The organism is Bartonella bilalgolemi, assembly GCF_023500045.1.
GTDB lineage: Bacteria > Pseudomonadota > Alphaproteobacteria > Rhizobiales > Rhizobiaceae > Bartonella > Bartonella bilalgolemii.
Window position 1 is genome coordinate 1 of the sequence record NZ_JAMCOF010000001.1, and the last position, 22012, is coordinate 22012.

17 protein-coding genes and 1 pseudogene are annotated in these 22012 nt (G+C 34.9%); 9 read left to right on the forward strand and 9 right to left on the reverse strand.

Features of this window, described 5'->3' with window-relative positions; all coding sequences use genetic code 11:
• A pseudogene (locus M4Z11_RS00005) lies at positions 1-127 on the forward strand (P-type DNA transfer ATPase VirB11); the annotation flags it as partial.
• 49 nt (positions 128-176) lie between these two features.
• Complete coding sequence (locus M4Z11_RS00010) at positions 177-1850, forward strand: BID domain-containing T4SS effector (RefSeq protein ID WP_249674102.1); 1674 nt, start codon at positions 177-179, stop codon at positions 1848-1850.
• 176 nt (positions 1851-2026) lie between these two features.
• Here M4Z11_RS00010 and M4Z11_RS00015 read toward each other — a convergent pair whose 3' ends face one another.
• The 4 genes from M4Z11_RS00015 to dnaK all read right to left on the reverse strand — a co-directional run bounded on the left by M4Z11_RS00015 (position 2027) and on the right by dnaK (position 7256).
• Positions 2027-2932: a DMT family transporter gene (locus M4Z11_RS00015; RefSeq protein WP_409337875.1), complete on the reverse strand. Its 906-nt coding sequence runs from the start codon at positions 2930-2932 to the stop codon at positions 2027-2029.
• Between the two features lie 44 nt (positions 2933-2976).
• Positions 2977-3882, reverse strand: coding sequence for an acetylglutamate kinase (gene argB, locus M4Z11_RS00020; RefSeq protein WP_249674104.1), 906 nt, complete (start codon positions 3880-3882; stop codon positions 2977-2979).
• Between the two features lie 201 nt (positions 3883-4083).
• Entirely contained in the window at positions 4084-5211 is a 1128-nt protein-coding gene (dnaJ, locus tag M4Z11_RS00025) for a molecular chaperone DnaJ (protein WP_249674106.1), read from the reverse strand.
• A 155-nt stretch (positions 5212-5366) separates the two neighbouring features.
• Positions 5367-7256, reverse strand: a complete 1890-nt coding sequence (gene dnaK / locus M4Z11_RS00030) for a molecular chaperone DnaK (protein ID WP_249674109.1) — start codon at positions 7254-7256, stop codon at positions 5367-5369.
• 862 nt (positions 7257-8118) lie between these two features.
• Between dnaK and M4Z11_RS00035 the strand changes: the two genes are divergently transcribed.
• The 3 genes from M4Z11_RS00035 to M4Z11_RS00045 all read left to right on the forward strand — a co-directional run bounded on the left by M4Z11_RS00035 (position 8119) and on the right by M4Z11_RS00045 (position 11736).
• A complete protein-coding gene (locus tag M4Z11_RS00035; RefSeq protein ID WP_249674867.1) occupies positions 8119-8661 on the forward strand; it encodes a copper chaperone PCu(A)C in 543 nt (180 codons plus the stop codon).
• Between the two features lie 540 nt (positions 8662-9201).
• Complete coding sequence (locus M4Z11_RS00040; RefSeq protein ID WP_249674112.1) at positions 9202-9924, forward strand: response regulator transcription factor; 723 nt, start codon at positions 9202-9204, stop codon at positions 9922-9924.
• Positions 9925-9963: 39 nt separating this feature from the next.
• A complete protein-coding gene (locus M4Z11_RS00045; protein ID WP_249674114.1) occupies positions 9964-11736 on the forward strand; it encodes a sensor histidine kinase in 1773 nt (590 codons plus the stop codon).
• 384 nt (positions 11737-12120) lie between these two features.
• Here the strand turns inward: M4Z11_RS00045 and grpE are convergent, their stop codons facing one another.
• Together grpE and hrcA are read right to left on the reverse strand one after the other, a co-directional pair.
• On the reverse strand, positions 12121-12780 hold the full coding sequence (gene grpE / locus M4Z11_RS00050; RefSeq protein ID WP_249674116.1) for a nucleotide exchange factor GrpE: 660 nt from the start codon (positions 12778-12780) through the stop codon (positions 12121-12123).
• 120 nt (positions 12781-12900) lie between these two features.
• On the reverse strand, positions 12901-13971 hold the full coding sequence (gene hrcA / locus M4Z11_RS00055; protein WP_249674118.1) for a heat-inducible transcriptional repressor HrcA: 1071 nt from the start codon (positions 13969-13971) through the stop codon (positions 12901-12903).
• Between the two features lie 522 nt (positions 13972-14493).
• Between hrcA and rdgB the strand changes: the two genes are divergently transcribed.
• Both rdgB and hemW read left to right on the forward strand, forming a co-directional pair.
• A complete protein-coding gene (gene rdgB, locus M4Z11_RS00060) occupies positions 14494-15141 on the forward strand; it encodes an RdgB/HAM1 family non-canonical purine NTP pyrophosphatase (RefSeq protein WP_249674120.1) in 648 nt (215 codons plus the stop codon).
• Positions 15138-16337 carry a radical SAM family heme chaperone HemW gene (hemW, locus tag M4Z11_RS00065; RefSeq protein ID WP_249674122.1) on the forward strand — a complete coding sequence of 400 codons (1200 nt, stop codon included), beginning with the start codon at positions 15138-15140 and terminating at the stop codon, positions 16335-16337. The genes rdgB and hemW overlap by 4 nt, the downstream gene beginning before the upstream one ends.
• A 59-nt stretch (positions 16338-16396) precedes the next feature.
• Here the strand turns inward: hemW and dapE are convergent, their stop codons facing one another.
• From dapE to M4Z11_RS00080, 3 genes are all read right to left on the reverse strand, one after another.
• Positions 16397-17563 carry a succinyl-diaminopimelate desuccinylase gene (gene dapE / locus M4Z11_RS00070; protein WP_249674125.1) on the reverse strand — a complete coding sequence of 389 codons (1167 nt, stop codon included), beginning with the start codon at positions 17561-17563 and terminating at the stop codon, positions 16397-16399.
• A 199-nt stretch (positions 17564-17762) separates the two neighbouring features.
• A complete protein-coding gene (locus M4Z11_RS00075; RefSeq protein WP_249674127.1) occupies positions 17763-18491 on the reverse strand; it encodes a M48 family metallopeptidase in 729 nt (242 codons plus the stop codon).
• 34 nt (positions 18492-18525) lie between these two features.
• Positions 18526-19305 (reverse strand): alpha/beta hydrolase, encoded by a 780-nt coding sequence (locus M4Z11_RS00080; protein ID WP_249674130.1) that lies wholly within the window; start codon positions 19303-19305, stop codon positions 18526-18528.
• A gap of 195 nt (positions 19306-19500) precedes the next feature.
• On the opposite strand from M4Z11_RS00080, the gene infC reads away from it, so the two are divergent.
• Positions 19501-20019 carry a translation initiation factor IF-3 gene (gene infC, locus M4Z11_RS00085; protein WP_249674901.1) on the forward strand — a complete coding sequence of 173 codons (519 nt, stop codon included), beginning with the start codon at positions 19501-19503 and terminating at the stop codon, positions 20017-20019.
• 197 nt (positions 20020-20216) lie between these two features.
• Positions 20217-21983: an ABC transporter ATP-binding protein gene (locus M4Z11_RS00090; RefSeq protein WP_249674132.1), complete on the forward strand. Its 1767-nt coding sequence runs from the start codon at positions 20217-20219 to the stop codon at positions 21981-21983.
• Positions 21984-22012 lie beyond the last annotated feature (29 nt).

Below are 22012 nucleotides of genomic sequence, written 5' to 3' on the forward strand. Positions count from 1 at the left end.
CATGGGTATGGCTAAAGTGATCGCTGCTTATTCTAAGCAAAGTATTTCCGATAAAAATCCAATACTATCCGCTACCTTGCCAAATAATGAGCGTATTCAAATTGTCATTCCTCCAGCTGTAGAAAAACATTGATTAAACATACTATAGAAAAAAATTACATTATAAAAGGATAATCATGAAAGAAACAGTCTCAAATGACGCAATAGTAACAGAATCATCATCTAGCTTGCCTTTACCTAAAAATTATAATTATCCCAATAGTCTTACACTAAAGAATAAATATGGAATAATAGACCATAAAAAGTTTACGGATAAATGTGCGCATGATTCAGCAAAAGCAGCTATTAATTTGCGTCAAGAAGCATTGCCAGAAAAGTTTGATTCCTCCTATTTAAAATATCTTCATAAACGCTTATTTGAAAGCACATTCGAATGGGCTGGCTGTACTCGCGATATCCCTTTCTCATTTAAAGATGGTACAGTTGCTGTTATGCCAGAAATGATAAGATCAAATTGGAAAACAGACCAGCCAATCATTTTTGCAACCGGTAATAAAGTGCAAGATGGTTTAAAAAATATAGATAAAATGCTCATCGAAAAAAATAATTTACAAGACTTATCGCGCCAAGAATTTATTCATCATATAGCACAAATATTTGCTTCCCTCAACTACACGCATCCTTTCAGAGAAGGCAATGGACGTACACAACAGATATTTTGCGAAAAGCTTGCTCAAGCTGCAAATTATAATCTTGACTTTTCAATTGTGACTTCAGAACGTATGTCTGAGGTCAGTATTGCAGCAGCACAAGACAACAATCTAGAACCTCTGAAAAAGCTTTTTGATGATATCTCCAACCCCCAAAAAACCGCTATTTTAAAGGAATTCATAAGCAATACACAAAATATTGATCAAGAGAATATTAATAATTGTATTATTGTAGCAGCAGATGAAGGTGTAACCTATACAGGAACTTATAAAGGTGAAAGCCCAGATAGTATTGTAATCAAAACGAATAATGTCTATACAATCTGTAGCAAAGATAGTTTTACACCAGAGCAAATTAAGGCATTAAAATTTAATGATATAATCACCTTTAAAATTTCGACTACTCAAAATAAAGAAAATGTTTTAATTCCAAAAGAAATATTAGCTCCTTTGATATCAGAAGAAATATTCAAAAAAATTCAAAAAAATACTGACATTCAAAACAAACAAAAAGAAATCAAACGTTTATCAAAACTTGTATATGGTAGCGATAAAATATTAGATAAACAGATAAAGATGATTAATAAGAATCCAAGGCTAAGCAAACAGCTTTCCTCACAAATTATATCTTCTCCCAAATCTGTTGCTAATCTTTCAGGCTTTGAAATATTGGGTATGAAAAACTCGGCGCGTAAAAAAGCTAAGGATCATGTTATCACGCTCGCTAACTCGATTGACACTTATGCATCTATTGTAAAAAATGTTAAGGCAACAATAGTTCAACAGCACAAATCAGAACAAAAACGCTGTCAAACAACAGTAAAACTACCCAGCTCAATATTGCAAAACATTCTTAACTTACCAGAAGAAAAGCGAAAGGAATTGTTATCAGAGGAAAAGTTATCTTCTTCGATTGTCAGAGAACTGGGTGAATTTATGCATGCACTCAATACTCGTCTTTCACCAAAAGAGCGCAGAAATATCTGTGAAAGTGATCATCAACAACTCGCTAAAAGTCTTGGCATATCAGAAAATAAAGCAACAAGAATCATCAAAGTTGCTCAAGAAGCTAAAGAGGTATTCCAACAAATACAAAAAGTAGTATTTAACCTTGAAAAACAGTTTATTGTAGTAAACTAAAATGTAAAAATTTTTCCTTCATGTGAGCATATATGGATAGAAATATTTTGACATTATCTTAACCCATAGAGAGGGCTGTTTAACGCTACATTCAGGTGTGTAAACTCCATAGAATCTGAGCGTGATGTTTTCTATTAAAAATAATCATGGCAAGATTAAATATTACAAAAAACAGACTAATTACTTTTTTCAGTCGTTTTATTTTTTTTACGCCATTGTGGAGGTCGTAATTCAGCCACTACAATCCCTATTATAATAAACACACCACCCAACAAAGCTGAGGGAGATAAATACTCCCCAGCCAAACGCCCAACAATACCAGCCCATACAGGCTCACCAGCATAAATAACTGTTGCTCGAGTAGGTGAAACGGATTTTTGCGCCCAATTCATAGTCAATTGGATCACCGCACTCATTAGCGCCAACCCCAAACCTATATTAAACCAAACCCATGAAAACTCAGGAATACTCTCACCCATTAAAGGCATAAAGCAAAATGCAAAGAGGCTACAAAAAAATAACTGTATAATTGTTATACGTCGGCTATCAACCTTATTTGCAAAAAATCCGATCAGTATAATTTCTCCAGCAATCGCCAAAGCTCCCAGCAAAGTAAAAATTTCACCTTTTGAAAAATGAATACCTTTAAAATCTTGTCCAGAAATTAATATGAGTCCAATAAAAGCAAATACAATACCAATCCAACTACCTAGATGAGGTAGCTTTCTTAAAAAAATCCATTGTAAAATCGGAACTATCGGAATATATATTGCTGTAATAAAAGCTGATTGACTACTAATAATAGTCTGAAGTCCTGCTGTTTGAAAAGCATAGCCAAGAAATATTCCAAAACCTATAGCCATTCCAGCAAAAATTTCATAAACAGTTATATCTTTCATAGATCGCCAAAAAATCACCATAGTTATAAGTGTTGCAATAATAAAACGGAACCCTACAAAAAAAAGAGGCCCACTATAACGTACCGCAATATGAATAATAAAAAACGTAATACCCCACAGCGCTGTCGCAAAAAACAATGCCAATTCCTGCTTACTGAATAAGAGATGTCTCGATTGTTTCATTTTAGTTATAAAAGGCTCCATCCTTCAAATTCATCCCATATTACTTATGAAGCAATAAGCGTTCCCGCTCCATGTTCAGTAAAAAGTTCAAGCAAAATAGAATGAGGCGTTTTGCCATTCAAAATAACTACACCCTCGACACCTTTTTGAACAGCTTTAATACAAGTTTCCACTTTTGGAATCATACCACCTGAAATTGTTCCATCTTTGATAAGTTTTTTAGCTTTAGGAATGGTCAATTCCTTTAAGAGCCTCTTTTCTTTATCCAAAACACCCGAAACATCAGTTAAAAATAAAAGACGTTTTGCTTTTACAGCACCAGCAATTGCTCCAGCAAAAATATCAGCATTGATATTATAAGTTTTACCATCTCGTCCTGGAGCAACAGGAGCAATAACCGGAATCATTTCAGAACACGCTAAAAGATCAAGCAATGTTCGATCAACTTCAACAGGTTCACCAACAAATCCCAAATCTACAATACGTTCAATATGTGTATCAGGATCAATTACAGTCTTATAAGACTTTTCAGCAAAAACCATATTACCATCTTTGCCACAAAGCCCAATCGCCCATTCACCCTCAGCATTGATAAGAGCTACAATCTTCTTATTTATTGAGCCTGCCAGAACCATTTCAACGACTTCAATAATTTTTTCATCGGTTACACGTAAACCATCTTCAAATCGTGATTCAACCCCCATTTTAGTTAAGATTTCAGCAATTTGAGGACCTCCACCATGAATAACAATAGGATTAATGCCGGACTGTTTTAACAAAGCAATATCACAAGCAAAAGCTTGTCCTAAAGCAGGATCACCCATAGCATGCCCACCATACTTCACAACAATTGTTTCATTTTCATACTTTTGCATATAAGGCAAAGCAGATGATAAAAATGCTGCCTGTTTTTCAAAAACTTTTTCATTATTGTTCTCGATATTATCCATCCAAGAGTCTCCACATCATTTTTACTTTTTCTTAATGGAATTTAGGAAAAGTAAAAACAATTTTTATCAAATCCCCCCTAAATAATAATGAAAAATAAATAAGCGTAACTTGTTTCAAATAATTTAAGTATACAATTAATAATTTTGAATTGTTATTAAGATTATATATTAGCTTTTTAAGTTTCCCTTATACTCAATTCATTAATTTTGATTAGCAATATTATCAAAAAACTCCTTCATACGTGCAAAAAAACCATGTGATTGCGGTGAATTTTCATGATTTGAAAGCTTATCAAATTCTTGTAATAATGTGCGTTGTTCTTGAGTCAATTTTTGTGGTGTTTCAATAGTGATGTGAATATAAAGATCACCTTTCGTTTGTTGACGCAACATAGGCATTCCCTTACCTTTTAAGCGGAACTGACGCCCGTTTTGTGTACCCTCAGGAACTTTAACCCGTGCTTTAATACCATCGAGGCCGGAAACCTCAAATTCACCTCCTAAAGCAGCTGTAACCATTGAAATAGGCACACGACAATGAAGATCAGCACCATCTCTCTGAAAAAATTCATGCGCTTTAATGGAAAGAAAAATATAAAGATCACCTGCAGAACCACCACCAATACCTGCATCTCCTTCACCAGAAAGACGAATACGCGTACCATCTTCAATACCTGCTGGAATATTGACACGCAATGAACGATTTTCTTCAACTCTCCTTGTCCCATGACACTTTAAACACGGATCCGTAATAATTTCGCCACGACCATGACAAACTGGACATGTCCGTTCAATAGAAAAAAAGCCTTGTGCAGCACGTACACGTCCAGCTCCATGACAAGTCCCACAAGTTGTTGGTTTAGAACCTTTTTTTGTACCTAATCCTTCACAAGCATCACAAACAATGGAACTTGGAATATTAATTTGCGTAGTTTTTCCCGCGAAAGCTTCTTCCAATGTGACTTCCATATTATAACTTAAATCAGCTCCACGCTCACGGCCATCGCTACGTTTACGATGCCCACCTCCCATAATTTCTCCAAAAAAATCTTCAAAAATATCAGCAAAACCGCCACTAAATGGATTAGACCCTTCGCGACTATTATTTTCAAAAGCTGCATGACCAAATCGATCATAAGCAGCTCGTTTTTGAGGATCTTTAAGAACCTCATATGCTTCACCAATTTCTTTAAATTTCCGTTCCGCCTCTTTATCCCCTGCATTACGATCCGGATGATATTGCATCGCTAGCTTACGAAAAGCAGATTTCAACTTTTTATCATCACATCCACGGGTTACGCCAAGAATTTCATAATAATCAACCTTCATCATGTATTCCCGATAAATTTTTTGTCATCCATTTCAGATAACACTTGTTTTAATTTAGTTTTTTGAAAAACATAGAAAAAACTGCAACTAAACAATAAAGCCCAGCCTTATATCTCACAGGCCGGGTTATTAATTCACGAATGCACTTGCTCTAACTATTTCTTCTTATCATTAATTTCTTCAAAATCAGCATCAACAACATCATCATTTTTCGTACCTGCTTCAGTATTAGCCTTAGCTGACGAATCTTCATACATAGCCTGCCCAAGCTTCATACTAGCTTCTGCTAATTTTTGCATTTTTGTCGTGACTTCTTCAGCGTCACTGCTCTCAAGAGCTGTCTTTAAATCAGCTATTGCTGTTTCAATCTGACCTTTATCTTCAACTGATAACTTATCACCATACTCATTCAATGATTTCTCAGTTGAATGGATAAGAGACTCTGCTTGATTTTTAGCTTCAACATTTTCACGACGTTTTTTATCTTCAGCAGCATGTGCTTCTGCATCCTGAACCATCTTTTCTATATCAGCATCACTTAAACCACCCGATGCTTGAATACGAATCTGATGCTCCTTACCAGTTCCCTTATCTTTAGCAGAAACATTTACAATACCATTCGCATCAATATCAAAAGTAACCTCAATTTGAGGAACACCACGTGGTGCTGGCGGAATACCAACGAGATCAAATTGAGCTAATAACTTATTATCATTAGCCATTTCACGTTCACCTTGAAAAACACGAATAGTCACAGCATTCTGATTATCATCAGCCGTCGAAAAAGTTTGCGACTTTTTAGTGGGAATAGTGGTATTACGTTCAATTAAACGTGTAAATACTCCACCCAACGTTTCAATACCTAAAGACAAAGGTGTTACATCCAGAAGCAATACATCTTTTACGTCACCTTGTAACACTCCCCCTTGAATGGCCGCGCCCATAGCGACAACTTCATCAGGATTAACACCTTTATGTGGATCTTTACCAAAGAAGTTTTTTACAACTTCCTGTATCTTAGGCATACGAGTCATACCACCTACTAAAACAACTTCATCAATTTCGTTGGCACTCAATCCTGCATCTTTTAACGCTGCTTTACATGGCTCAATAGTTCGCTGTACTAAATCTTCAACTAAAGATTCAAATTTCGCTCGTGTCAATTTCATTGTTAAATGCTTAGGACCAGACTGATCAGCTGTAATAAATGGTAAATTGACCTCAGTTTGCTGTGAAGAAGAAAGCTCAATCTTTGCTTTTTCTGCAGCTTCCTTCAAACGCTGCAACGCTAGTTTATCATTTTTTAGATCAATCCCTTGCTCTTTCTTGAATTCCTCTGCAAAGTAACTAACTAAACGCATATCAAAGTCTTCACCACCTAAGAATGTATCTCCGTTGGTTGATTTAACTTCAAAAACACCATCTCCAATTTCAAGAACAGAAATATCAAATGTACCACCACCAAGATCATAAACAGCTATCGTTTTTCCATCTTTCTTATCTAAACCATAAGCCAAAGCCGCTGCTGTAGGCTCATTGATAATCCTTAAAACCTCAAGCCCAGCAATTTTGCCAGCATCTTTAGTAGCTTGACGCTGTGCATCATTAAAGTAAGCCGGAACAGTAATGACAGCTTGCTCGACCTTTTCACCCAAATAAGACTCTGCAGTTTCTTTCATTTTTTGCAAAATCATTGCTGAAATTTGTGATGGAGAATATTTTTTACCTGCTTCCTCAACCCACGCGTCACCATTGTCACCTTTAACAATTTTATAAGGTACAAGCGCTTTATCTTTTTCAACCATAGGATCATCAAAGCGACGCCCAATCAAACGCTTAACTGCAAAAATTGTCCCTTCAGGATTTGTAACCGCTTGCCGTTTAGCAGGTTGCCCAACAAGCCGTTCTCCACTATCAGTGAAAGCAACAACTGAAGGTGTTGTCCTTGCTCCTTCTGAGTTTTCAATGACCTTTGAATTTGTGCCATCCATAACAGAAACACAGGAGTTAGTCGTCCCCAAATCAATACCAATTACTTTTGCCATATTTTAATCTCCACTCAGCAAGCTGCCTAAATCTTTATCAAGCAATCTTTATCAAGCATTTTTCTTTGACAGCTCCTCATTACATTCTATACCTTATACTAATTTTAAATTAAACAAATAATAAATTGAGAATCATAACAAGCTTGTTTCTTGGTATATAAGAACATCTTTTTATCCCTACAAGAGAATAACGAGAGAAACATCACTAAAATAAAAATTTACCCTTAATATCTTCATCTCAAAATCATCATTTACAACATAAAGTAAGTAGAATAATATACTCTTCTTCCAATTCTTATAAAAATCATGAATTGCATAATAAAATTATAAAGAATAGAATCAGTTTTTAGCTTTCCTTGTTCTGTTTTACCTCTCATAGTCATACACAAAATATTATATATAAGCATATTTGATTACAATATAATCTATATTTTAGATAAATTGTTTTTTACTTTGACTATATTGTTAAAGGTGTTTTTTAAAATACCTAATCATGACATTATCTGTGAATTTATCCTCAATAACTTTTCTTTCATTATATAATTACATATAATATAATTACTAAAAAATTTTAAATTCCTATTAGCATTGTATCCTAAAAATATAATGATCTCTTAATCTGTACATTTTTAAAATTTGCAAAAACATAAAAGTAAATCGTTTATTTCTATGATTTCTTGTAATTATTTTAAATTTTTTACTTGTCCAACCAATACGCATATACTTTTCGTTCTCTCATAAATCAAATCAATATAGTGTAAATAATGTAAACAACACTCCCCTATCTGTATTTTGAACAAAGTTCTTGCCTTAAATAAAGTAAAGTATTTATATAAAATGAAGATAAAAAAGAGGATCGACTATCATGACGCTTATTACCAAAAGAATAAAAGATTTCTTTGTATATAAAACCGCTGTAAAATACTCAATCAAAAATAATATTATGAATCTTTTATGTGTTTTTATTTTTATAGCTTTGCCCTCAACTATAAATGCCCACCAATCCAAATACAAACTCGGTGATTTAGAAATCATTGATCCTTGGGCACGTACAACACCTAAAAATACAAAAGTAGGTAGTGGTTATCTTTACATTATTAATCATAGCGATACTCCTGACCGACTGATTGCTATTTCAACAAATGGAGCAAAAGAAACAGAAATTCATTCTATGTCAGTAACTAATAATATCATGGAAATGAAAAAGATACCAAATGGCATTGAAATTCCAGGAAATGGTGAAATCATCCTTAAACCTGGTGGTAATCACATTATGTTTATAGGATTTTCACAACCATTTCAACAAAATGAAAAAATTAGTGCAAAATTAATCTTTGAAAAAGCAGGAATAATCGAAGTTGATTTTTTGGTCAAAGCAACAGGAGCAGCATTTCCTTCTAAATAAATTTTTTCGTAATTTTAATTCTATCAATAAAAAGCGTTAAAATTTCCAATATTTTACTTTTTTCATAAGGCATACACTTTTGTAAAAAAATTCTTATTATCTTTCATTTATCACCGTAAATGAAAATAACACTCTGCAAATAATCAATGATTATCTATCTTTTAATCTGAATATTACTTTTTCTATCTCAAGCTGAAACTTATCAAATGTGCTTTTACAAAATTTCCTTTTTTGGCAAAAAAAGCACACTTTTTTTGATATTATATTTAAAAAAATTGAATAAACTTTATCTGCTTTTTTTAGGCACAAACAGAGTAAAATTTGATAAAAAACATCCTAATAAAAATTTTATATCGAGAAAAGGGATCTTAATACGCAAACAAGCATTACAAAATTGTAAAGAAAAATAATCTTTACTACAAAAACAAAAGATTCTTGTCTTTGCTACAATTTGTTCCATATTTGTTTTGCAAATAAAACGTGAACTCCTATATATATTATGAAGGGTTTGCTTCTACAGCGAGAGAGGTTTAAGAAACCATGAAGGATACTCCAACCGTCACCCAAACGATTGTACTGGTTGATGATGATTGTAATATTTTAACATCTTTATCTTTTGCCCTTGAAACAGAAGGGTATCGGGTTGAAAGTTATACAGATGGATCAGCTGCACTGAAAAATTTAACAACTCACCCTCCACACTTAGCTATTTTTGATATTAAAATGCCACGAATGGACGGTATGGAACTTTTGCGTCGTTTACGTCAAAAATCTGACATTCCAGTTATTTTTCTAACCTCTAAAGACGATGAAATTGATGAACTGTTTGGTCTCAAAATGGGAGCTGATGATTTTATTACAAAACCTTTTTCTCAACGTCTTCTTATTGAGCGAGTAAAAGCTGTTTTACGTCGTTCCCATGCCCGTAACCAGCCACTTCCAATAGGAACAACACCAACTTCTTCTCTCAAACGTGGTGATCTTGTTATGGATCAAGAGCGCCATATCTGTACATGGAAAAATAAACCTGTTATATTAACAGTTACAGAGTTTTTGATTCTGCAAACTTTAGCGCAGCGACCAGGAGTCGTTAAAAGTCGTGATGCTTTAATGGATGCTGTCTATAACGATCAAATTTATGTAGATGATCGTACTATTGACAGTCACATTAAGCGTTTGCGTAAAAAATTTAAACAAGTAGATAATGATTTTGCAATGATTGAAACGCTTTATGGTGTAGGTTACCGTTTTCATGAAGTATGAAGTAATTTTGCCGCAACAGGTTAAACAACCAAGAACTCGATGAGAAAAAATACTCTACTAAATAAATCATCAAACAATGCTTCTCCGATACAGCTTTCTATGTTTTTTCATTTGTATTTTCAGATACAGCGGCTTTTGAGACAATTGTTCTTTTCTAGTCTCACACGCCGTATTGTTATCTTAAATCTTGCTGCTCTTGGTATTTTAATTACAAGTATTTTATATCTTAATCAATTTCGCAATGGTTTGATTGAAATAAAAATTGAAAGTTTGCGTACCCAAGGAAAAATTATTGCTGGTGCCATTGCTGCTTCTGCAACAATAGACACGAATTCTATTTTAATTAATCCTCAAAAACTTTTGGAATTACAAGCTGGGGAAAGTATTACACCAATGCTTCAATCAACTGATACTTGGGATTTTCCCATTAATTCCGAACAAGTTGCTCCACTTTTACGACGTCTTATTACACCAAAAACAACAAGAGCACGGATATATGATCGTGACGCAACTTTGCTTCTTGATTCACGTGTTCTTTATTCAAGTGGTGAAGTTTTTACCTATGATTTACCTCCTATTCAAACAAAACAAAATTTGTGGGAACACTTAAAATCATTGTTTTTCAATACACTATACGGCAACGGTATTGCTGTCGATAGAAGACAAGCAAAAGATAATGAAGCCCTTCACCCTGAAGTTTACCTAGCATTAAATGGCTCTTCTGCCACTGCTAAACGACGTAACAGGCAAGGTCAATTAATTGTTTCGGTTGCGGTACCTGTTCAACGTTATCGTGCAGTAGTTGGTGCTCTTTTGCTTTCGACTACTGGTTCAGATATTGATGATATTGTAGAAAGTGAAAGATTAGGAATTTTTAAAATCTTTGCCATTGTTGGAAGTGTTTTTTTGGTTCTTTCTCTATTTTTAGCTCATACTATTGCGCATCCACTAAGTAAATTATCTTCCTCCGCTAATCGTGTGCGTCATGGTCGCAGTAAGCGAATAAAAATTCCTGATTTTTCAAAACGCGAAGATGAAATTGGTCATCTTTCTACCTCTATTCGTGATATGACCAACGCTCTTTATACACGCATTGAAGCTATTGAACGTTTTGCAGCCGACGTAAGTCATGAATTAAAAAACCCTCTCACTTCGCTGCGAAGTGCCGTTGAGACATTACCACTAGCTAAAAACGAAGCACAACAGACACAATTACTTGAAATTATCCAACATGATGTGCATCGTCTTGATCGTTTAATTACCGATATTTCTGATGCATCGCGGTTAGATGCAGAACTCGCTCGCGAAACTGCTAAAATAGTTGATATGAGTTTGTTGTTAAAAAGCCTTATTCAAGCTATGCGTGAAGTCCATTGCAATAAACAAGATATTGATATTAATTTTAATATTATCCCACGAACTAATGGTAAACCTTACTTAATTGTAGGACATGAATTACGTTTAGGTCAGGTAGTTTCCAATCTCATTGAAAATGCACGTTCTTTTGTTCCTCGTAAAAATGGTAAAATTTGTATTACGATGAAAAATAACGCTTCAACTCTCATTTTAACTGTCGAAGACAATGGCCCCGGTATTCGTTCAGAAAATATTGAACGTATTTTCGAACGTTTCTATACTGATCGGTCAAGCAAAGATGCTTTTGGACAACATTCAGGACTTGGCCTTGCAATTAGTCGGCAAATCATTGAAGCTCATAATGGGACTCTCATGGCTGAAAATATTGTTGATCCAACATCTAAAAAAGAAAAAATTGGTGCTCGATTTATTATCACCCTTCCACTTGCCAAGTAACTCCCCTTCTAAATGAAAAAGAAAGTAATAACTTTCTATAATCATCTAGGTACAAAATGAGAATAATTAATTATAATCCTTACAAAATCAAATAAAACGCAAAGTTACTTCTAAACAAGAAATCAAGAAATAATTTAAATTCTTTATAGTACAATTAATAATTGTAGGCCTCAATTAACTGAATACCTAAAAATTTTCTCAAATAATCATATCGTTTTTATATCCTTAATTTCAAACATAATTTTTTGCATAAAAGCCTATACTAAAACAATTAAGTTGTTTTATATCTTAAAAAGCAAAATAATTTTAAAACTATTTAATGCAATACTTTATACGAGTATAGATTTAAAATTAGTGCTTTACGGTAAAATTTTTTCAATACATTTACACCGTTTCAGATTCAACAGAAACTTCTTTTACTTTTCCCTTAGTTACACCAACTATTGCCGGACGTAAAACACGTTCACCAATAATATAACCTGCTTGAACAACTTGCTGAACAGTATTTTCTGGCACATCAGCATTGGGAATTTCAAACATTGCTTGATGAAAATGAGGATCAAATTTTTGTCCTTCTGGATCAATTTTTTTTACCCCATGACGCTCTAAAGCAGTCATCATTGCACGCTCGGTCATTTCAACACCTTCTATTAATGTTTTTAACCTGGAATCACTCTCACCTGCATCTTTTGGAATTGCTTGCAATGCACGGTGTAAATCGTCAGAAACAGATAACATATCACGAGCAAAATTGGCAATTGAATATGCTTTGGCATCAGCTATATCACGCGCTGTTCGACGTCGAAGATTTTCCATATCTGCTGCGAGACGTAAAATTTGATCTCTTAGTTCCTTATTTTCATCCTGCAGAATAACTAAAGGATCAGCAGGCTTAATTTCCTCTACTTCAGCATTTGGGCAATCTTCTTCGCGCATGTTTAAAAGCTCATCCGAAGTTTGTTTATGTACGTCACGATCAACTGAATTCTTCAAATCGCAATTTTCAAATGAAGCATCAACAAATTTGTTTTTTTCATCAGACATAAAAACTCTATTCCTTCATAAAATTTATACTCTTGATATCGAAATTTTTCAAACAAAAATCAAGAGCTCTTTACTTATTCGTTAGCACAATGATCACTCCTAATACAACATTCAACCATGCTAACGTAACAATTGTGATACAAGTTGAGCTGTATAATCAACCATAGGTACAATCCTTGCATAATTAAGACGTGTTGGTCCAATAACACCTACAGCACCAATGACTCTTTTTTGTGCATCACAATAAGGGGCTACTACTAAAGAAGAACCAGATAGTGAAAATAATTTATTCTCTGAACCAATAAAAATACGCACCCCTGATCCTTCATCTGCTAAGTCAAGCAACTGTGCCATGCTTTCGCGTGTTTCAAGGTCATCAAACAAATATCTCAACCGCTCTAAATCTTCTCCTACCTTCACATCTTCAAGTAAGTTGCTCCGCCCCCGAACAATAAGATGTATTTTATGATCTGAATCTTCTCCTCCCCAGAGAGCTAAACCAGTTTCAACAAGATGTTGAGACAATTGATGAAGAGCAGCTCGTGTTTCTGAGCATAAACGTGCAACCTCTATTTTTGCTTCATTAAGTGTGCGTCCCTGTATATGAGCATTGAGAAAATTTGTTGCTTCTGTCAATTGTGCATGTGTCACACCTTCTGGTAACTTAATAATACGATTCTCAACATCGCCTTTTTGTGTGACTAAAACTGCAAGAGCATGCTCTCCATCAAGACGTACGAATTCAATATGCTTCAGTGTACCTTCCTGTTTCGTTGCGAGAACTAATCCTGCTCCTCGTGAAAGACCTGAAAGAATTTGACTTGCTTGAATTAAAAAATGTTCAACTGATTGTGCATTACCAGCTTCTTTAACTTGATTTTCAATATTTTCACGTTCCTCAGTTGGTAAATCGCCTACTTCCATAAATGCATCAACAAAAAATCGCAAACCTGATTGTGTTGGCATTCTCCCTGCGGACACATGGGGCGCATAAATTAAACCAAGATGCTCAAGATCACTCATTACATTGCGAATTGTTGCAGGTGATAACGTTTGTTGTAAAAGACGCGAAAGATTACGTGAACCCACCGGTTCACCATCATTAAGATAAGCTTCAACAATATGACAAAAAATATCACGTGAACGCTTATCAAGAATTTTTAAGGAGTCATCAATGGGCATTTGCTTCATAACGATTGTTTCACTATTTTAAAAATACTTCTTTATTATATAAGTTCTTCAAAAAGATGGTCAAATAATCTAAATACAGCGCAAAAGATATATCGCATATCTATTACAATAATACCATTATCAAATACGAATAATCACCTTAGAATAAATATAAAAATATGTAGAATTATGTCTCATAAAACTAAAAATAATTATTTTTACAATTGTCTAAACTGATTACAAATACAATCAATTGTATTCTGCAATAAATTTTTAAAAATCATTTGAAGTCTATTCCTTACGATATATAAAATATTAATCCATGCTATAAAAATTCACAAATTAAAATTGATACCAAATTTTGTTACTTAATGAATCAATACATTGTATATAAAAAATTTAAGCAACTACCAAAAAAACTTTAATGATGTCACATTATTTTGTTGTATTGAAATCGCCAAAATCATTGTTATAAATTTTTATTCTATACAAATAAACCTTTAGTCAAACCGAGATTATTGCTTCATTTTAGGAAACATATACATGAGAAGTATAGCAATCAAAAAACTTATTATTGCTACGCATAACACCGGTAAATTGAATGAAATTACGGCATTGATTGCTCCTTTTGGTATAGCAACACAATCAGTAAAAGAACTTGGCTTGCTCGAACCAAAAGAAACAGGAAGAACATTCGAAGAAAATGCTTATATCAAAGCTTTCGCGGCTGCAAAAGCCACAAGCCTCCCTGCTTTATCTGATGATTCTGGCATGGAAATAGATGCCTTAAATGGTGCACCAGGTGTTTATACAGCTGATTGGGCTCTCCAACCCGATGGTACACGTGATTTTCTAAAAGCTATGCAAACAATAGAAAATGAATTACAAAAAGTTGGCTCTCTTAAAAAAAATCAACGTAAAGGCCGATTTATATCCGTTATTTGTCTTGCATATCCTGATGGACGTGCAGATTATTTTTGCGGCAGTGTTGAAGGTACATTCATTTGGCCACCACGGGGAAACAAAGGTTTTGGCTTTGATCCTATTTTTTTACCTGATGGATACGAAAATACTTTTGGTGAAATGTCAACAGAACAAAAACATAACTGGAAACTTAATGGTCAAACACCTCTTTCTCATCGCGCACGCGCTTTTAAACTCTTTGCGGAAAATTTTTTAGTTCTCTCATGACGAAGCCCTTTGGTATTTACATTCATTGGCCGTTTTGTATGAGCAAATGTCCTTATTGTGATTTTAATTCGTATGTTCGGATAAACGGGGTAGATCAACCGCGTTTTGCAGACGCTTTTGAACGTGAAATAACAACACAAGCTCATGAAATAGGCCCTCGTCATATTACAAGCATTTTTATCGGCGGGGGAACACCTTCCCTTATGACACCTCAAACTGTTGATCGCTTATTACAAGCTGTCGCAAAAAACTGGACAATCGATGACAAAGTTGAAATTACACTTGAAGCTAATCCTTCTAGTGTAGAAGCAGATCGCTTCCGTAGTTATCACTTAGCAGGTGTTAACCGTTTATCTCTAGGTGTACAAGCACTCAATGATAAAGCATTACAACAACTTGGTCGTCTCCATAACGCTAAGCAAGCTCTTCATGCTATTAATTTAGCACGTGAAATTTTCCCACGTTTATCTTTTGACTTAATTTATGCGCGCCCCAAACAAACACTTAAACAATGGGAATCTGAACTTTTGCAAGCTATTAATTTGGCCGCAGACCATCTCTCTTTATACCAACTCACCATAGAAGACGGAACAACATTTAAAAAGCTTCATGCAGCAGGAAAACTAATCCTACCAGCATCAGAGCAAGCAGCAAATCTTTATACCCTTACCCAAGAAATAACCACTATGCATGGTCTGCCAGCCTATGAAATATCAAATCATGCGATTCCTGGTGCTGAGTCATGCCATAATCTCCTTTATTGGCGCTACCATGAATATGCAGGTTTTGGTCCAGGTGCGCATGGACGTTTTATCAAGCAGTCATTGAAAAATTCCTCTTCTTTCTCAGAAAAATTACCATCAAAAACTGAAAATCATAACCGTTATGTCACAATAAACGAAAAACATCCCGAAAATTGGCTTGAATTAGTAGAAACTACAGGGCATGGTTGTATTGATACAGAACACTTGTCTCAAGAACAACAAGCTAACGAAATGCTACTCATGGGCTTACGTCTTACAGAAGGACTTGATCTAATACGCTATGAAACTTTAAATCGCCAAAGCTTATCGTCAAAAAAACTGATCCATTTACAACAACAAGGATTAGTGGAAATAACGAACAATCAACATTTAAAAGCCACAATAAAAGGACGCATTTTTCTTGATCACATTATTTATCAATTAGCAAACTAAAATCTCTAAAGCCGCATTTTATCCTATGTCACTAAAATAATCACCACTTCATTTACGATTTACGCAAAAAAATCGGTGATAAAACGTTCATAAATAGAAGTTAGATTTTCTATAGCCTCAAGTGTCACGCATTCATCAACCATATGCATAGTGAGCCCTGGCAAACCAAATTCAACCACCGGACAATAGTCTTTAATAAAACGCGCATCCGAAGTGCCACCAGAAGTTGAACATTCCGGAATGTTCCCTGTTACACTTTTAATAGCATTTGACAAAATTCCAACCAATTTATCATTCTTGGTCAAGAAAACACCCCCTAAACCATATATCCATTCAAGCTGATAATATGGTACTTGATCATCTTTAGAATGTACAGAAGAAAGGCGCTTCTCAATTTCAGCAACGAGTGTTTCTTTTGTCCAAAGATCATTATAACGTATATTAAAGCGAATGACTGTTTGTGCTGGAATAATATTGACAGAAAAATTTCCTGTATCAATGCTTGTTAATTCTAAATGGCTTGCTTGAAAATCCTTTGTTCCTTGATCCAAAGCAGTTTGCGTCAACGCTTGAATAAGCTTATTTGCCAAAGGCAATGGATTCGCTGCTCGCTCAGGAAAAGCAACATGACCTTGGCAACCTTTAACCGTAATAATACCAGAAATCGATCCTCGCCGTCCAATTTTGATCACATCACCAACAATATTGACGCTTGTTGGCTCACCCACAATAGCTGCATTCCATTTTTCACCTTTTTGTACTGCCCATTCTAAAAGCTTGACTGTACCATTTATTGCAGGACCTTCTTCATCACCGGTTATTAAAAAGCTTACCTTTCCCTTGAGTGTTTTTTTCTCCAGAAACCGAGCTAGCGCCGCTATAAAACAAGCAATCCCACCCTTCATATCGACAGCACCTCGCCCATATAATTTTCCCTGGCTTATTACTCCCTCAAAAGGAGGATAAGTCCAATTTTCTAGTTCACCGGGTGGTACTACATCACTATGGCCAGCAAACATAAGATGAGGACCTTTACTGCCCATCTTTGCGTAAAGATTCTCAACATCTTCTGTATTTTTATCAACAAAAACAGGACGCTCAACACAAAACCCCATTTTTCTTAAAAAATGCTCCAAAGTGGATAAAGCTCCTGCTTCATGGGGCGTAACAGAAGGGCAACGAATAAGTGTCTGTAAAAGCTGAACAGGATCTGTAAGAACAAGCATAAATGCTATTCCAATCTAAAAAGAGCAATTTTAAAAATGCTAAACTTAATCATATAAAAGATAAAGTGAAAATATTGAATCTATCCCCCAAATAAAGTAAAGCTTCGTTACTTCATTCTCCTATAGCCCAAAATATGTAACATAATACTATCCAGCATACAAAAACAATACAGACATAAAAAAGAATCACATTTTTACATTAGTGAAAATTAATCCTTTGAAGTGTATGGCCATTTTTCTTTAACCAAGCTTGATAGGTTTTTCTCTCAGGACACAGTTTTTCACAAAGAGACCAAAATCGTTCTCCATGATTCATCTCGACAAGGTGAGCTACTTCATGTGCAACAACATACTCAACAACTTCTTTTGGCGCCATAATAAGACGCCATGAAAAAGAAAGGCGACCATCTGTTGAGCATGATCCCCAACGAGTTCTAGTATCTTTATAACTAATTGATTTAACCTTTCTTCCCACCTTACTTGCATAATGAACCACTAACGGTGCTATAATAATTTTAGCTTGTTTTTTCAAAACATCAGCAACGCGTCTTGGAAGATGTTCTAAGCGACTGTAAATAATGATCTGTGATTCTTGTCCAGCATCACCTGTGATAATTTCAGCTACTCCACGTTTCTCTTTACGCAATATAACATGTGGATCCCCCAATACAGGAATTCGTGAGCCCTCTTTGAGATGAAAATCTTCGTTGATAATTCCTCCATGAGCAAGACGCTTTTCAATCCAAGATCGGTGCCTTGCAATGAACCACTGAACCACACTTCGCTCTACTGCAGGAGGAGTTGTCAAATAAATCTCTTGTCTGGCTACATCAACACGCAAGGTAAGGCGGCGTGCATTTTTGTGTTCTTTTACCCGCAAAGATACACAACAATTAGAGAAAATAAAGTCCTGTTCATACATAACCATATATCATAGCTCTCATAATGAATGAACATAACCTTTATTCAACATTGATTCGATCAATCAAAGACATTAACACCTTTTCAAGACAATCCAAATCTTGGGGACGTGAAAATCGGTGATCTGCATCACGCACAAGTGTTAATGTTACATCATGCAAAGGCAAATAATCAAGCAAAGTTAATGTATGCTGATAAGGTATCTTATCATCTTCCATCCCCTGCAGAATATGAATGGGACACCCAACATCTATGCATTCTTTCATAACGCTGTTGTTTCGCCCATCTTCAATTAATGCTTTTGTAAAAAGTAATGGTTCTAAACCATCTGCCAAAGGTCGCTCACAATAGCCTTTTTCCTTGAGCATCTTCCATTCCTCTGCGCTTAAAGCAGGTTCCACCAAAGTTTGCGTAAAATCAGGAGCAGGTGCAATTAAGATCATGCCAACAGGCTCTTTGTTTTTTTGCGCGAGTATCATAGCAAGCCTTATAGCAATCCATCCCCCCATAGAAGAACCAATCAAAATTTGCGGACCTTCACAATAAGCTTCAATAACAGCTAAACTCTCCTTAACCCAGCGCGAAATTGTTCCTTGAAAAAAATCTCCTTTCGACTCTCCATGACCAGAATAATCAAAACGCAAACAAGAAAAATCATTTTTTTGAGCAAAACTATTAACTACTGTCGCTTTACTCCCTAACATATCAGATCTATAACCAGACAACCAAATTAAACCAGGAGAACGATTGCCTTTGTGGTGACGAACAGCAAGAATCGTATTTTCAAATGAAAAAAATTGGCAAGGAATATTTCGATCCATTATCACCCTTTCTCCAGAGAATATTCTTTTTATAAAAAGAAAATCACTGTATTTCAAAATAATATAACAAATAATCTTTATAATGATAATGAAAAAAGCGCGAATTTCTGTTGTTTTTCTCTCTGTATATTGTATACTGTTATGTTAGAAATTAATTGATATTAAGGAGCATAGACCATTCGTCGACCATTTAAAATAACCCCTACTCCCAAAGATGGGTTGCGTTCAAATCACGATATTCGGGTACCTCATGTCCAATTAATTAATGATGAAGGACAACATCAGGGGATTGTTACGACACAAGAAGCGCTCTCTATGGCGGCAGATGTTGGACTTGATTTAGTTGAGATTGTGCCAAATGCAGAGCCACCTGTATGTAAAATTATTGATTTAGGCAAACTAAAATATCAAAATCAAAAAAAAGCAGCTGAAACGCGTAAAAAACAAAAAACTATCGAAATTAAAGAAATTAAAATGCGCCCTAATGTTGATATTCATGATTATGAGGTCAAGCTAAAAGCGATCCGTCGTTTTATTGACAATGGCGACAAAGTGAAAATTACTTTGCGTTTTCGTGGTCGTGAAATGGCGCACCAAGACCTTGGAATAAAGCTTCTTCAGCGAGTTAAAGAAAATACAAGCGAAATTGCCAAAATCGAATCTGAACCAAAGTTTGAAGGTCGTCAAATTATGATGGTAATAGCGCCTAAATAATTTTAATGACAATTTCAACCTTATAAAGCTTATTGAAAATGTATAAATGCAGTTTTTCATATTGCAGAGGTCTCATGTTATACTTTTTAATAAGAAATTAATGATTAATCCGTAGAAAAAAGTTATTTATCAGAAGCTCTCAAACTCTCCTATAAAGGATGATTTGATATTGCATAAAAAAGTGATAGAAGTGCTGCATGGCCAAAACACAAATATCCTCTTCTGATAAACATCTCATCATTCGGCTGTTAAAAGAAAATTTTCATAAACATATATGCTGGTATAGTGTCGCCATTGTTTCAATGATCATTATTTCCTTTACCACTGTCATCAGTGCATGGATTATGCGTGATGTTGTCAATCATATTATTGATGGACAAAATTTTAATATGGTTGTTTTTATTTCCAGTGTTATTGCTTTTATTTTCATTCTTAAGGGGATTGCAACTTTTACTCAAACTTATTTTCTAAGTAAAGCAGGCAATAGTATTGTTGCTGAACAACAACGGAAAATTTATACACGCCTCATCAAACAAGGCGTCTCTTTTTATCAAAATAATACTTCATCTGATCTTCTTGTCCGTGTAACTCACAGTGCAACAGCAGCGCGCAATATTATTGATATTATTATCACAACATTTGTGCGTGATTTACTTTCTGTTATTGGTCTTTTGTTTGTTATGTTTATTCAAAATTTCACATTAATTGCCATTACCTTAATAGTGGGTCCATTAGCATTTTTAGGAATTCGAATAGCCTTAAAGCATGTTCGTAACCTTATGGAAAAAGAACTTCTTTCACTCGGAGAAATTATCAAAATCGTACAAGAAACAACGATTGGTATTCATGTCATAAAAGCTTTTTCACTCGAAAAATTGATGCAAAAACGCATGAATAAAGCTATTTATGATGTTGAACAACAAGCAAACAGTATCGCAATGCTTGAAGCTGCTACAAATCCAATTATGGAAACACTTGCTGGCATTGTGATTGCAGGTGTTATTTGTTTTTCCGGCTACCTTGCAAATCAGCGTACAGGCGTTCAAGGTGAATTAATGTCCTTTATTGTTGCTTTACTTTTAGCCTATGAACCAGCCAAAAGATTGGCAAATGTGCGTGTTAAAATTGAATCTGGTCTAGTTAGCATCCGTACAATGTTCGAAATACTCGATCATCCTATTACAGTTATGGAACATAAAGAAGCTAAGGATCTTAATAAAATACAAAATTCTATACGCTTTGAACATGTTTCTTTTGCTTATACTGATAATCATATGGCGCTAAACGATATTAATCTAGAAATTGAAGCAGGCAAAATGACAGCATTAGTGGGACCATCAGGTTCAGGAAAATCAACCTTTATTAACCTTCTTATGCGCCTTTATGATCCCACTCAAGGGCGTATATTGATTAATGATCAAGATATTCGCTACATCACATTTCGTTCCCTTAGAAACCTCATGGCCTACGTAGGACAAGATACTTTTCTATTTCAAGGAAGCGTTAAATATAATATCGGACTTGGAAAAGAAGGAGCAAGTGATAACGATATTATTAAAGCAGCAAAAGCAGCCAATGCTCATAACTTTATTATGGATTTACCCGATGGGTATGATACACAGGTTGGAGATAATGGTAATAATCTGTCAGGTGGACAAAAACAACGTATTGCCATCGCCCGCGCCATGCTTCATGATAGTGAAATCTTGCTTCTTGATGAAGCAACAAGTGCGTTAGATTCACAAACTGAAGTACAAATCAATGAAGCTCTTGATCACCTTACACAAGGGCGTACAACTATTGTTATTGCTCATCGTCTTTCAACGATTGCACGTGCTCATAAAATTATTGTGATACAAAATGGGCGTCTCATTGAACAAGGAACCCAACAAGAATTACTAGCCAAAAAAGAAGGCGTTTATAAAACACTTCATCACATCCAATTTAAAGAACAAAACTTTTAAATAATAAACTTTATTATTATCACTAATTT

Bases quoted from the DNA above. Each gene is read 5' to 3' on its own strand.
- M4Z11_RS00090 (WP_249674132.1), top strand. From the start codon at position 20,217: ATGGCCAAAACACAAATATCCTCTTCTGATAAACATCTCATCATTCGG.
- M4Z11_RS00015 (WP_409337875.1), bottom strand. From the start codon at position 2,932: ATGAAACAATCGAGACATCTCTTATTCAGTAAGCAGGAATTGGCATTG.
- rdgB (WP_249674120.1), top strand. From the start codon at position 14,494: ATGAGAAGTATAGCAATCAAAAAACTTATTATTGCTACGCATAACACC.
- argB (WP_249674104.1), bottom strand. From the start codon at position 3,882: ATGGATAATATCGAGAACAATAATGAAAAAGTTTTTGAAAAACAGGCA.
- M4Z11_RS00045 (WP_249674114.1), top strand. From the start codon at position 9,964: ATGAGAAAAAATACTCTACTAAATAAATCATCAAACAATGCTTCTCCG.
- grpE (WP_249674116.1), bottom strand. From the start codon at position 12,780: ATGTCTGATGAAAAAAACAAATTTGTTGATGCTTCATTTGAAAATTGC.
- M4Z11_RS00010 (WP_249674102.1), top strand. From the start codon at position 177: ATGAAAGAAACAGTCTCAAATGACGCAATAGTAACAGAATCATCATCT.
- hrcA (WP_249674118.1), bottom strand. From the start codon at position 13,971: ATGAAGCAAATGCCCATTGATGACTCCTTAAAAATTCTTGATAAGCGT.
- M4Z11_RS00040 (WP_249674112.1), top strand. From the start codon at position 9,202: ATGAAGGATACTCCAACCGTCACCCAAACGATTGTACTGGTTGATGAT.
- dnaK (WP_249674109.1), bottom strand. From the start codon at position 7,256: ATGGCAAAAGTAATTGGTATTGATTTGGGGACGACTAACTCCTGTGTT.
- hemW (WP_249674122.1), top strand. From the start codon at position 15,138: ATGACGAAGCCCTTTGGTATTTACATTCATTGGCCGTTTTGTATGAGC.
- dnaJ (WP_249674106.1), bottom strand. From the start codon at position 5,211: ATGAAGGTTGATTATTATGAAATTCTTGGCGTAACCCGTGGATGTGAT.
- dapE (WP_249674125.1), bottom strand. From the start codon at position 17,563: ATGCTTGTTCTTACAGATCCTGTTCAGCTTTTACAGACACTTATTCGT.
- M4Z11_RS00080 (WP_249674130.1), bottom strand. From the start codon at position 19,305: ATGGATCGAAATATTCCTTGCCAATTTTTTTCATTTGAAAATACGATT.
- M4Z11_RS00075 (WP_249674127.1), bottom strand. From the start codon at position 18,491: ATGGTTATGTATGAACAGGACTTTATTTTCTCTAATTGTTGTGTATCT.